Consider the following 12,112-nt stretch of genomic DNA (forward strand, 5'->3'; position numbering starts at 1 on the left):
TTGGGGTCCTTTGCTCGGCAAAGTAGTGGCGTTTCATCCGGCCGCAAGGCAGGCGAGCGTCCGCCGCACGCCTTGGGGTAGGGTGATCCTCGGCACCCAACCGGTCTGGCGGCAAATGGCGGCGTTGTCGGCGGTCCAGTCGGTATGGCTGAGTTCGCGCACCTTGCCCGGCGTCAGCATCGGTGCGTAACCGAAGGCTCTGCCGGCCCTCAGGTTAAGGTCCGCCACGGACCGGACCAGGGGCCGCGGCAGCCTGAACCCGCGCACGGTTCGGCCGGTCGCCTGCGACACCGCTTCGATCACCTCCCGCCAGCAGTAGCCGCCGCGACGCCCGTCGTGAAGCTCGAAAACCTCGCCTTGCCAGACGGGCTGCTGCAGCAGGGCGACCACCGCCTCGGCCAGGTCTTCCGCAAAAATCATTGAAAACCGGGTTTTTTCATCAGCCACCAGGGGCGCGATGCCCCTGGCCATCCAGCGCAAGAGGGGAACCGTTTCCCGGTCGCCCGGTCCGTAAACCACCGGCGGGCGCAGCACCACCCAGGAAAGCCGCCCGGCCTCGGCTGCGAGTACCTCTTCGCCCAACCGCTTGCTGGCGGCATAAGGGGAGACTTGCGGCTCCCGGGCGGCCAGCGAGGAAAGCGACAAAATGCGGGGCGTCGGGTGCAGCCGCCCCGCGGCGCGCACCAGTCGCGCCAAGCCCGCCACATTGACGAGATTGAACTCTCGCTCCTCCAGCCCGCGCACGCGCCCGGCGCAGTGCACCAAGGCCTCCACCCCGGTCAGCAGCCGCGCCAGGCTCTCCGTGTCCTCAAGGCACCCCGGCACCCAGACCACCGCGTTTTGCGACCGGCGCTGCGGGCGGCCGGCGGGGCGATACATGGCGCGCAGTGCAAAGCCGGCTCGCAGCAGGCGCCGCATCACGGTGGCGCCGATAAAACCGGTCGCACCCGTCAGGGCCACGGTTCTGGATGGGGGGGAGGGTGAGGACACTTGGGGGGCTTTAGGCGCGCCCAGCCGCTGCACGCACGGCCTGTCGGGGCAGACAGTCGATGTCATCCTTGAGTCCCGGCAGCGCCACCTTGCCTTCGGCAATACGTTGCAGAAAATTGCGTTTGGCCTGGGAGCGCGCCAGCTTTCCGGAGGTGGTTCTGGGCAAGGTGTTGCGCGGAACGAGTTCGATGAAGCAGTCGATGCCCAGCTCCTGGAGTACCTGGCGCCGCACCACATTCCGAAGTTCCTCGCGCTTCTCCGGGTGGGTTTCGCGGCACTCGATCACCAGCACCGCTTTGTCTTCGCCGCCGACGCAGGTGACCGGAAAGGCGGAGGCGTCCGCCATTCGCACCGACGGCTGGCTTTCGGCGATATGCTCCAGGTCCTGGGGCCAGATATTGCGGCCGTTGATGATGATCAGGTCTTTCTGCCGCCCGGTGATCACGATGCTGCCCTCCGCGATATAGGCCAGATCGCCGGTGTTGAGCCACCCGTCCGGGGAAAGCACCTCGCGTGTCAGGGCCTTTTCTCCGAAGTAACCTAACATGACGCTGGGGCCCCTGACGAAAAGACTGCCGACATGCCTTTCGGGCAGCGGCCGGCCGTTGGGGTCGCGCACCGCGATTTCATGGTCGCCAAGAGGAACCCCGCATTTCACGAACTCCTTGCCCTTTGTCGAGCTGTCCGCCGTCTGCGGCAGCGGGATCGCCTGCTGGTATTTCGCCAGCGACTCCGGGTCGACGCGGTCGATCTGAAGCCCCTCGCCGGTGGGCGGGAAGCTGACCGCCAGCGAGCATTCGGCCATCCCGTAGCAGGCCAGAAAGGCGTTCTTGTCGAAACCGCTGGGGGCCATCATCTCGGCAAATCGCTGCAGGGGCTCCGGGCGAATCGGTTCGGCCCCGATCCCGGCGACCCGCCACGACGAGAGGTCGAACTGGGCGCCGGGGGCTTCCCCCAGGCGCTGCATGCACAGCTCATAGCCGAAGGGCGGGCTGAAGGAGATCGTTGCGCGGTTCTGGGATATCAGGGTCAGCCACATGCGGGGGCGCATCCCGAAATCCTGGGTGCAGAGGTAGTCCACCGAGAGCTGGGAGGCCATGGGTGAGAGCACAAAACCCACCAGCCCCATGTCGTGGTAGAAGGGCAGCCAGGACATGGCCCTGTCGCCGGGCCGGATCTTGGCGCCGTTTTGGATGATGTGCGCCAGATTGTTCATCACCGTCCGGTTGGTGATCATGACCCCGCGCGGAAAGCGGGTGCTTCCCGAGGTGTACTGCAGGTAGGCCAATTCATCCGGGCCGGAGGGCTGAAGCCGGGTTTCGGCCTCGGGCAATTCCAGCAGCGCGTCGGGGGTCCCCAGAAACTTGATCGCAAGGCCCGCGGCCGCCTCTTCCAGAAACGGCAGGAAAACGGGGGAGGCGACGGCCACTTGGGCGTGGCAGTTGATTAGCAGCCGGCGCAGCTGATCGACGTAGGCCCGGTGACCGCCCAAACGGATTGACGCCGGCAGCGGCACCGGAACCATGCCGGCATACTGACAGCCGTAAAAAAGACGCATGAAGCCCGGGTCGGTTTCGGCCACCACCGCCACTGTGGCGGATCGTTGGAGGTTCAGGCCGAGCAGCCGTCGGGCGATCGCGATGGCATCTTCTCTCAACTCGGCGTATGCTAGCGCATAGCCCAGTTTGCCCCTGGCCGTGTAAAAGTTGTAGCCCGTTTTGCCCAAAGCTGCATATTCCAACGCCTCGGTCAATGTGGCAAAATCACCATATCTCAGCGCCAACCCCTGTTCAGTGGGTGTTGCCTCAAGCATAATTGCCGTTTCCTTTCACCAGGGTGGGCTGTTGTATCAGCCAGCTCCTTACGCCAAGGTCATAAAGAGTTTTCATGGTGATATTCTTTTCACGCACCCGTCAACGGGGCGGGATCGGTTTTCGCCTTGACTCATGTCGTCTAGACCGTTGCCAGCCTGGTTTTCGGGCGAGGAGTCTTTGATTGCGCGCGCAGCCTGCCTCCACACGGGAGCGGCCTCAAAAAAAAACATCTGCCCTTTTGAGGGTTAGATGTGCTTTGCATGGATGCTGCAAGATCAGTCTCAAGGCGTTTATTTAAATTTTAAGGGTCTGTTTATCTTGCGTATCCTGTAGATGTTGCCCCGTAATACAGATACAGCGGGATTTATTTAATTTCTCATTATATAGCTTTTATTAAAAACAATCAAACAAAAATTCCATATTTTTTCGTAAACGGCCCGTGTTGGCGGCTCTGGAATTCTTCGGCGGCTGTCCCCCGGCCCATTAAGCCAGCCGTTTGAAAGACTTTTCCAGAAAACGCACCGACCACTGAATCCAGGTGGGGCGGCCGTGGGGGCAGTGCGACGGGTTGTCGCAGGCGTCCAGCTGGGCGAGCAGGGACTGAATCTGGGCGGGGCTCAGGGTCTGATGGGCGCGGATCGCGCCGTGGCAGGCGATGACCATCAGGCATTCGTCCAGGGCGGCGGGGACATCCGGTGCCAGGCCAGTTTCGGCCATTTTCTCCACCAGCGCGGTGACCAGCGGCCGGATTTCACCGCCTGCCAGCATGGCCGGGACGGCCTTGACCGCGAAGGTGTTGCCTCCGAAGGGCTCGATCTCAAGCCCCAACGCGGCCAGACGCGGCAGCAGCCCCTCGAGGAGCTGGGCTTCACGGAAGCCAAGCTCCACCGTCTCCGGCACCAGCAGCCTCTGGCTGGGCTGGCTGGACCGGCCGGCGCGGTGCGCCTTGAGCGCTTCGAAGAAGATGCGCTCGTGGGCGGCGTGCTGGTCGATCAGGATCAGGCCCTCGGGTGATTCGCAGACGATATAGGTGGCGTGCAACTGCCCGATCACCCGCAGGCTGCCGAAGCGCTGGGCGCGCCAGAGATCGGCTTGGCGGGCGGGGGGCGCCGCAGCGCTCGGGGACGGGCTGGCTGCGGAGGCCGGCAGGTCCAGTGGTGCAGCGGGCGGATGGCCGAACGTCGGGCGGGGTTCGGCCACCGTTTTTTCCGCGGCCTGCGTCCCGTCGGCGGCCGGTGGCAGCTGCCGGTGGGCGGAAAAGGCCGTGGCCGGCGGCTGCCATCGGGGCGCATCGGCGTTTTGCAGGGCATGGGCCACGGCTTTCACGATCACGTCATGCACCTCTTTGGGGTGCGCAAAACGAATCTCATGCTTGGTCGGGTGCACGTTGACGTCCACCTGATCGAAGGGGACCGTCACAAACAAGACCCCCACCGGAAACTGGCCTTTCATCAGGCGCCCGCGAAAGCCTTCGAAAAGGGCGTGCTGAACCACCCGGTCGCGCACGAAACGCCCGTTGACATAGACAAAGATGCCCCGCGAGGTGGTTCGCGTAAAGCGCGCGGAGGCCACCCAGCCGTGGCCGCGGGCGTGGCTGTCGTCGAATTGGAAAGCTTGCAGGGCGGGCTGCAGCTCGCGGCCCAGAATGTCCGCCACCCGGTCCAGCGGTGCGGCCGCGGGGGGCCAGCTTTTGACCGTTTTGCCGTTGTGGGTCAGCTTGAACTGGATCCCGGGCCAGCCCATGGCGATATTGGCCACGGCATCGGCGATATGGCCCATTTCGGTGGAGACCGTTTTGAGAAATTTGCGCCGCGCCGGGGTGTTAAAAAAAAGCTGGCGCACGCTGACCATGGTGCCGGGCGGCGCGCCGGTTTCGACCACCTTCTGGATGCGGCCGCCTTCCACCGTGATCTCGGTGGCCGTGTCGGCGTCGGCTTCGCGGCTGACCAGCGTGAAGCGCGAAACCGAAGCGATGCTGGGCAGGGCCTCGCCGCGAAAGCCGAGGGACTGGATGGCGAAGAGGTCCTGGTCCTTGAAGATTTTGCTGGTGGCATAGCGCTCCAGGGCCAGCAGGGCGTCGTCGCGGCTCATGCCGCTGCCGTCGTCCGCCACCCGGATCAGCGACCGGCCGCCCTGGCCGATCTCGATGCTCACACGGCGGCTGCCGGCATCCAGCGAATTTTCCACCAACTCCTTGACCACCGCGGCGGGCCGTTCGACCACCTCGCCGGCAGCGATTTTGTTGGACAGAATTTCGGGTAGGATCCGGATGCGTGCCATGGGGGTGAAAGCGGCCGGTCTCAGGCCTTGGCTGAATCCGGTTTGGCGGTAAAAAAACGCAGCAGGTATTCCTCTTCGGAGGGTGAGAGGTCGAATTTCGCGCCGGCCTTTTCAACCAGTTCGACCAGCGAGCGGCCGGGGGTTTCGGTGCGCTCGGTGGAGATCCATTTTACGGCTTTGCGGATTTGTTCACCTTGGGGCTGCAGACTCATTGGGGTCCTCTGGGGTTGGGGGGGGGTTAACCGCCTTGATTATAGCCCCTTAAGCGGCCGGGCGCAAGCCGCCACCTGCGGCTTACAGGGGCGGCCGGCGGCGGTGATGATCGGTGGCCTGCTCGAAGTTGTAGGCCACCCGGAAGAGGCGGCCCTCGTTGAAATGCGGGCCAAGCAGCTGCAGGCCGATGGGCAGGCCGGCTTCTGAAAAGCCGCAGGGGATCGACATGCCGGGGATTCCGGCGAGGTTGGCCGACAGGGTGAACATATCGGATAGGTACATGGTCAGGGGGTCGTCGACCTTTTCGCCGATTTTAAAGGCCGGCGTCGGGGCCACCGGCGAGATCAGCACGTCGCAGCTTCCAAAGGCCGCCGCAAAATCCTCCCGGATGAGCGTGCGCACCTGGGAGGCCTTGCCGTAATAGGCGTCGTAGTAACCGGCCGACAGGCAGTAGGTCCCGATGATGATCCGGCGCTGCACCTCGCGGCCGAAACCCCGGGAGCGGGTGCTGCGGTACATTTCCATCAGATCGGTTTTGCTGGTGTCGCGGAAGCCGTATTTGACGCCGTCGTAACGGGCCAGGTTGGAGCTAGCCTCGGAGGGCGCGATGACGTAGTAGGCGGCCACGGCGTAGGCCGCGTGGGGCAGGGAGACCTCCACGCATTCGGCGCCGAGGTCCTGGAGAACCGCCACGGCCTTCTCGACGGCCGCAGCCACTTCGGGGTCGAGCCCCGCGGCGGCTTGGTATTCGCGGGGGATCCCGACCGTCACGCCGCGCAGTCCCTTTTGCAGAAAAGTGGTGTAATCCGGAACCGCTTCGGGCACCGCGGTGGAATCCTGCGGGTCATGGCCCGCAATGGCGTTCAGCAGCAGTGCGGCGTCGCTGACATCCTTGGCTAGCGGGCCGATCTGGTCCAGCGAGGAGGCGAAGGCCACCAGGCCGTAGCGTGACACCCGACCGTAGGTGGGCTTGAGGCCGACCACGCCGCAGTGCGCGGCCGGCTGCCGGATGGAGCCGCCGGTGTCCGAGCCCAGGGCGCCGAGGCACATTTCGGCCGCCACCGCAGCGGCCGACCCGCCGCTGGACCCTCCCGGGATGCGGCTGAGGTCCCAGGGGTTGTGGGTGGGGAAAAACCCGGAGTTTTCGGTGGAGGAGCCCATGGCAAACTCGTCCATGTTGAGCTTGCCCAGGAGGATCGCACCGGCCGCTTTCAGCCGCTGAATCACCTCGGCGTCGTAGGGCGGGACGAAATTTTCCAGGATCCGGGAGGCGCAGGTGGTGCGCAGGCCGCGGGTGCAGATCAGGTCCTTGACGGCCAGCGGAATGCCGGTCAGTGGGCCGCCGCCGCCGTCAGCCAGGACCTGGTCGGCCCTGCGGGCCTCGGCTAGGGCGCTGTCGGCGGCCACGGTGATAAAGGCCCTGACCCGCGGGTCGACCGCCGCGATGCGGGCCAGCAGCGTCTCGGTCAAGGCCACCGCCGTAATCTCGCGGCGCCTTAAACGTTCTCGGGCTTGATGGATCGTCAGTTCGTGTAATTCCATGGCGTGGTGTTCTCTCCGGCGTTTCGGGAAGGTTGGCTTCGGTGGCCGCCTTGCGGTCAGGTAATGACCTTGGGCACCAGAAAGCTGCCGTCTTCCTTGGCGGGGGCGTTGGCCAGGGCCGCCGCGTTCTCCAGGTGGGGCGTGAGGACGTCCGCGCGAAAGGCGTTGGTCAGTGAGATGGCGTGGGAGGTGGGGGCGACGCCACTGGTGTCCACCCCGTTGAGGGTATCCACATAGGCCAGAATGTCGCCGATCTGGCCGGCGAAGGTCTCGATGGCGGCCTCCTCCAACTCCAGGCGCGCCAGGGCCGCCACGTGCAATATTTCTTCCTTGGTGATTTTCATTGAATGGCTCCCGTGTTTCCGAACGTTGTTCAGCGGCTGACCACCAGGCCGTCAAACTTTTCATTTTTGAGCCGCTTTAGGACCGCCTGGGCGGCGGCGCGATCTTTGAAAGCGCCCACCCGCACCCGGTGCCAGGTGCCCGAAGCGGGAACCTGGGCGCTGACCCGGTAGGCGGCAAACCCCTTGGCCTGGAGGCTCAGGACCAGGCGGGCGGCATCCGCCGGGTCCTTCAGGGAGGCCACCTGGATGGTCAACTCACCGTCGGCGGCCGGCTGCGCCGCAGGCTGCGGTTTGGCCGGAGGCGGTTTGGCCGTGGGCGCCGGCTTGGCCGTGCCTTGCGGGGGGGACGTGGTCCGGGTGGCCAGTTTGAGACTTTTTTTGGTCCTCGCCGTGTTGCCACTGTCGGTGACCGCAGCCCCTGCGGCGGCGGGTGGGGCTCCGGGGTTGGGCAGGGGATCGTCGCCGGTTTTTTTGAGGGCCTCGTAAAAATCGAGGTTGGACCAGTCGCCGGCCGCCTCCTGGGTGAGGGCGGTGCGCTGCTGCTCTTCGGTGAGCAGGCGGGCCTTCATTTCGGCCAGTTCGGTTTCCAGCTTGGCGATATCGAAGCGCAGCGGGGCCGTGCCCCGCCCGACCCACACCCCCAGGCCGAACATCCAGGCCGAGAGCGCAAAAAACCCGAGGATTTTCAAACCCAGCCTGCGGCCGGTGCCGGAGGCCGGCTTTTGCTTGCCGGTTCCCATCGCCGCCGGTTACATGCTCTCGGGGGCGGAAACCCCCAGCAGGTTCAACCCGTTACGGATGACTTTCTGAACCGCCAGTACCAGGCACAGACGGGCCTGGGTCAGCGCCGGATCGTCGGTCAGCACCCGGTGCCGGTTGTAGTAGGCGTGAAAAGCGGCCGCAAGGCCCATCAGGAAATAGGTGATGCGGTGGGGCTCCAAAAGCTGGGCGCTTTGCGCCACCACCTCGGGGTAGCGGGCGAGCGCCTTGAGCAGTTGAATTTCCTCGGGCGCGGTGAGCGGCGCCAGCAAGGCCTCGGATGGGGGCTCAAGTGCGACGCCGTTTTCGGCGGCCTTGCGGCTGATGCTGGCGATCCTGGCATGGACGTACTGCACGTAGTAAACCGGGTTGTCGTTGGTCTTCTGTTTGGCCAGCTCGAGGTCGAAATCAAGTGGACTGTCGTAGTGGCGGGTCAGAAAGATGAAGCGCGCCGCGTCGCGGCCGACCTCATTGATCACGTCGCGCAGGGTCACGAACTCCCCGGCGCGGGTGGACATGGCCACGGGCTGGCCGGCGCGCAGCAGGTTGACCAGTTGCACCAGGATGACGTGGAACTGGTCGCGCCGTCGGCCGGAGGCCTCGATTGCCGCCGTCATGCGGGGCACGTAGCCGTGATGGTCGGCCCCCCAGACGTCGATCACCCGCTCGAAGCCGCGTCGGAACTTGTCCTCGTGGTAGGAAATGTCCGAGGCGAAATAGGTCGTCAGGCCGTTGTTGCGCACCACCACGCGGTCCTTCTCGTCGCCGTAGTCGGTGGTTTTGAACCACAGGGCCCCGTCCTTGGGATAGATCAGCCCGCTTTCGCGGAAGGCGGAGATGGCCCGGGCTACCTTGCTGCTGTCGTAGAGCGACTGTTCGCTAAACCACCGGTCGAAGCCCACCCCGAAAGCCTCCAGGTCCTCGCGGATGCCGCTTAAGATGCGGTCGGCGGCGTAGCGGGCGCAGATCGCGACGGCCTCGTCCGTCTCCAGCCGGAGGATGTCGGTTCGGCCGGCGGCGTGGAGTTCGCGGGCCAGCTCGCCAACGTAAGCGCCCTGGTAGCAGTCTTCGGGAAAGGCCTCCGGCGGGTCGCCGGCGTACAGTTCGCGGTAGCGCAGATAGACGCTGCGGCCCAGGGTGTTGATCTGGCGTCCGGAGTCGTTGATGTAGTACTCTCGCTGGACGTCGTAGCCGCAGAAGGCCAGGATCCTGGCCACCGTGTCGCCCACCGCGGCCCCGCGGCCGTGGCCGACATGCAGGGGGCCGGTGGGGTTGGCGCTGACGAACTCCACCTGGACTTTCCGGCCGCGACCCTGCCGGGAGGCACCGAAGCGGGCGTCGGCGCTGTGGATGGCCTGCACCACCGGCTGCCAGGCGGCCGGCGGGATGAAGAAATTGATGAAGCCCGGCCCGGCGATTTCGGTTTTGGCCAGCAGGCCCTCGCTGTCCTCCAGATTATCGATCAACGCCGCGGCGATTTTACGGGGCGCCATTTTCTGATGGGCGGCCATCACCATCGCCAGGTTGGTGGAGAAGTCGCCGTGGCTTTCGATCTTGGGCTCTTCGATGAGTACCTCGGGAAGCTGCTCCGAGGAAAGCGCCCCGCGCTCGTAGGCGCGCCTGGCGGCCTGCAGCACCAGGCGTTGAATTTTTTGTTTCATTAAAAACCCGCTCCTGTGATAATGAGCTTCTCTTAAAACGGGACGACCCGTCCTGGCCGGATCGTGTGCGGGCCGCCGGGTCGTGTGCTTTTGGCAAAGAAGCCAATTCATAAAGAGTTTTGCTACTCAAGTCAAGATCCTTCGGCCCCCTCGAAGGGCCTTGGAGCCCCGTTCGGCCGGGACCCGGGCGTAAGGGGGGCGCGTACCTGCGGGAGGAACCGATGCTGGTCAAAAACTGGATGAGTCGTGAAGTGATCACGGTGGATGCCAATCAGTCTCTGCACGAGGCCATTCGCCTGACCAAGGAGAAACGGATCAACAGCCTGCCGGTGCTGGACCGCGGCAACCTCGTGGGCATCATCAGCGACCGGGACCTGAAGGAGGCCTCGGCCTCCGACGCCACCACCCTGGACGTTCACGAACTGATGTTCCTGATCTCGAAGATCAAGGTCCGCACCGTGATGACCCCCAACCCCATCACCGTGCTTCCGGACCACACCATCGAGGAGGCCGCGGCGATCCTGCTGGAGCACCGCATCTCCAGCCTGCCGGTCTTGACCGTCGCCCGGCAGATGGTGGGCATCATCACCCGCTCGGATATGTTCAAGGTGATCATCTCCCTCACCGGGCTGGGGAAAAAAGGCATCCAGATGGCGCTGCGGCTCAGGGCCGAAGACGGCGAGATCCAGCGTGTGCGCGAGGTGCTGCGGCGCTACGGCGTCCGGGTGATCAGCATCCTGAGCTCGGCCGAGGAGCTCTCCGGCGGCTTCCGCAAGGTCTATTTCCGCTTCGAAAACCTCAACCGCGCGGACCTGCCCGAGCTGCTGGAGGCGGTCAAATCCCAGGCGACGGTTCTCTACGTGGTGGATCACCGCGAGAACCAGCGGATGATTTTCGCCGACGCCTGAAGCCGCCTCGAGATGCAGCGCAACGCAGAAAATGGGCTTCTAAGGAACTCACCGCTAATCCACGCAGGTGCGGGTTTTTTCGAAGACCGCAGCTTTATCTCAAGCGCTTGTTGAGGTCGGCGATTTATGTCCCATCGTCCCGGGCCGAGCATCGCAGCAGCCGGCGACAAAGGCCCTGTGGCTGTTTGAGCGCCAGCGAGTTCCACAGGGCCCGCCGGCTGCGAGAAGCGCAGGGCAGCCCGAAGGGCCCCGGGACACGGGCGGTTTTTTTTGGTTCGTTTTCTTTTCCGCAAAAGAAAATGAACAAAGAACAAGGGGAGTTGTGAATCCCGACCTGTCCCCGGGGTGCCCGTCAAGGTTCCTTTCTGACAAAAACCGCAGCACGGCGGGGTAAAATGCTTTTTGCGGAACCGTCAAGGAGGATTGATGCAACTCTTGCAAGACACCATCGGTGGGATCCAGGCGCCGGACCCTTCCGTTGCCGCTGCCGCCCGCGAGCGGCTGCGGCAGCAGGCCCGGCCCGCCGGCAGTCTCGGCCTGCTTGAAGACGTCGCAATCCGCCTGGCGGGTATTTTCGGCACCCTGGACGTCCACCTGCGGGAAAAGGTGGTGATCACCTGCGCGGGCGACCACGGCATCTGCGCGGAGGGCGTCAGCCTGTTTCCCCAGGAGGTAACCCCCCAGATGGTCTACAATTTCCTGAACGGCGGCGCCTCGGTCAACGTTCTGGCCCGGCATGCCGGGGCCCGCGTGATGGTGGCCGATCTGGGTGTCGCCGCGGACTTCGACCCCGGCCTGCCGATGTTTCACAAGAAAGTCGGCCGCGGCACGGCCAATTTCGCCGTTGGGCCAGCCATGTCGCGGGACCAGGCGGCGCGCAGCATCGCGGCCGGGATCGAGATCGTCGCGGAACTGGCCTCGCAAAAGGCGCTGCACCTGCTGGGCACCGGTGATATGGGGATCGGCAACACCAGCCCCTCGACGGCCATCATTGCGGTTTTTTCGGGCCGCCCGGTGGCCGAGGTCGTCGATCGGGGCACGGGGGTCGACGACCAGGGGCTGCGCCGCAAAATCGCGGCCATCGAAAAGGGGTTGGCCGTCAACCGCCCGGACCCGGCCGACCCGTTGGGGGTACTGGCCAAGGTCGGCGGGTTTGAAATCGGCGGGATCGCCGGGCTGATCATCGGGGCCGCGGCCCACCGCGTGCCGGTGGTCTGCGACGGCTTCATCTCCACCGCCGGCGCCCTGATCGCCTGCGCCCTGGCGCCCTCCGCGCGAGAGTACCTTTTTGCCAGCCACCTCTCGGTGGAGGCCGGCCACGGCGCCATGCTGGCCCACCTGGGCCTGGTCCCGCTCTTCGATCTCAAGTTCCGCCTGGGCGAGGGTACCGGCGCGGCCCTGGCCATGGAGCTGATCGACGCGGCCACCCGGGTGCTGGCCGATATCCGGACGTTTCAGGAGGTGGCCATTGCCGACGCCCAAAAAGGCTGAGGTTGCGCCAAAGGCCCCATTTCGGCGTTGCGCTGCGCCGCGTGATGGCTGCGGCGTAGCGGCGTACGCCTCGCCCCCCGCGGCTTGCGCGCCTTGAACTGGGGCCTTTG

The 12,112-nt window shown here is 65.0% G+C and carries 10 protein-coding genes; 2 read left to right on the top strand and 8 right to left on the bottom strand.

Annotated features, from left to right (window positions below; translation table 11 throughout):
• Positions 1 to 33: 33 nt before the first annotated feature.
• The 8 genes from LJE63_17430 to argS form a co-directional block, all read right to left on the bottom strand.
• Positions 34 to 1,056: an NAD-dependent epimerase/dehydratase family protein gene (locus LJE63_17430; GenBank protein ID MCG6908390.1), complete on the bottom strand. Its 1,023-nt coding sequence runs from the start codon at positions 1,054 to 1,056 to the stop codon at positions 34 to 36.
• Entirely contained in the window at positions 1,001 to 2,803 is a 1,803-nt protein-coding gene (locus LJE63_17435) for a fatty acyl-AMP ligase (GenBank protein ID MCG6908391.1), read from the bottom strand. The genes LJE63_17430 and LJE63_17435 overlap by 56 nt, the downstream gene beginning before the upstream one ends.
• Positions 2,804 to 3,287: 484 nt before the next feature.
• The gene (gene mutL / locus LJE63_17440) at positions 3,288 to 5,084 is read right to left on the bottom strand and encodes a DNA mismatch repair endonuclease MutL (GenBank protein ID MCG6908392.1); all 1,797 of its coding nucleotides are present in this window, start codon (positions 5,082 to 5,084) and stop codon (positions 3,288 to 3,290) included.
• A 20-nt stretch (positions 5,085 to 5,104) separates the two neighbouring features.
• Complete coding sequence (locus tag LJE63_17445) at positions 5,105 to 5,296, bottom strand: hypothetical protein (protein ID MCG6908393.1); 192 nt, start codon at positions 5,294 to 5,296, stop codon at positions 5,105 to 5,107.
• Between the two features lie 82 nt (positions 5,297 to 5,378).
• Complete coding sequence (gatA, locus tag LJE63_17450) at positions 5,379 to 6,839, bottom strand: Asp-tRNA(Asn)/Glu-tRNA(Gln) amidotransferase subunit GatA (GenBank protein ID MCG6908394.1); 1,461 nt, start codon at positions 6,837 to 6,839, stop codon at positions 5,379 to 5,381.
• 56 nt (positions 6,840 to 6,895) lie between these two features.
• Positions 6,896 to 7,183 (bottom strand): Asp-tRNA(Asn)/Glu-tRNA(Gln) amidotransferase subunit GatC, encoded by a 288-nt coding sequence (gene gatC / locus LJE63_17455; GenBank protein MCG6908395.1) that lies wholly within the window; start codon positions 7,181 to 7,183, stop codon positions 6,896 to 6,898.
• Positions 7,184 to 7,212: 29 nt separating this feature from the next.
• Positions 7,213 to 7,923, bottom strand: coding sequence for an SPOR domain-containing protein (locus LJE63_17460; protein ID MCG6908396.1), 711 nt, complete (start codon positions 7,921 to 7,923; stop codon positions 7,213 to 7,215).
• Between the two features lie 9 nt (positions 7,924 to 7,932).
• Entirely contained in the window at positions 7,933 to 9,603 is a 1,671-nt protein-coding gene (gene argS / locus LJE63_17465) for an arginine--tRNA ligase (GenBank protein ID MCG6908397.1), read from the bottom strand.
• Positions 9,604 to 9,824: 221 nt separating this feature from the next.
• Here argS and LJE63_17470 point away from each other — a divergent pair, with 221 nt between their 5' ends.
• Positions 9,825 to 10,511 carry a CBS and ACT domain-containing protein gene (locus LJE63_17470; protein MCG6908398.1) on the top strand — a complete coding sequence of 229 codons (687 nt, stop codon included), beginning with the start codon at positions 9,825 to 9,827 and terminating at the stop codon, positions 10,509 to 10,511.
• Positions 10,512 to 10,937: 426 nt separating this feature from the next.
• Positions 10,938 to 12,002, top strand: a complete 1,065-nt coding sequence (gene cobT / locus LJE63_17475; protein ID MCG6908399.1) for a nicotinate-nucleotide--dimethylbenzimidazole phosphoribosyltransferase — start codon at positions 10,938 to 10,940, stop codon at positions 12,000 to 12,002.
• The last annotated feature ends 110 nt before the right edge of the window (positions 12,003 to 12,112 follow it).

This window comes from Desulfobacteraceae bacterium (assembly GCA_022340425.1).
GTDB lineage: Bacteria > Desulfobacterota > Desulfobacteria > Desulfobacterales > JAABRJ01 > JAABRJ01.

Coding starts and splice junctions, on each gene's coding strand:
- LJE63_17470 (MCG6908398.1), top strand. CDS start 9,825: ATGCTGGTCAAAAACTGGATGAGTCGTGAAGTGATCACGGTGGATGCC.
- mutL (MCG6908392.1), bottom strand. CDS start 5,084: ATGGCACGCATCCGGATCCTACCCGAAATTCTGTCCAACAAAATCGCT.
- gatA (MCG6908394.1), bottom strand. CDS start 6,839: ATGGAATTACACGAACTGACGATCCATCAAGCCCGAGAACGTTTAAGG.
- LJE63_17460 (MCG6908396.1), bottom strand. CDS start 7,923: ATGGGAACCGGCAAGCAAAAGCCGGCCTCCGGCACCGGCCGCAGGCTG.
- cobT (MCG6908399.1), top strand. CDS start 10,938: ATGCAACTCTTGCAAGACACCATCGGTGGGATCCAGGCGCCGGACCCT.
- LJE63_17445 (MCG6908393.1), bottom strand. CDS start 5,296: ATGAGTCTGCAGCCCCAAGGTGAACAAATCCGCAAAGCCGTAAAATGG.
- LJE63_17435 (MCG6908391.1), bottom strand. CDS start 2,803: ATGCTTGAGGCAACACCCACTGAACAGGGGTTGGCGCTGAGATATGGT.
- argS (MCG6908397.1), bottom strand. CDS start 9,603: ATGAAACAAAAAATTCAACGCCTGGTGCTGCAGGCCGCCAGGCGCGCC.
- LJE63_17430 (MCG6908390.1), bottom strand. CDS start 1,056: ATGACATCGACTGTCTGCCCCGACAGGCCGTGCGTGCAGCGGCTGGGC.
- gatC (MCG6908395.1), bottom strand. CDS start 7,183: ATGAAAATCACCAAGGAAGAAATATTGCACGTGGCGGCCCTGGCGCGC.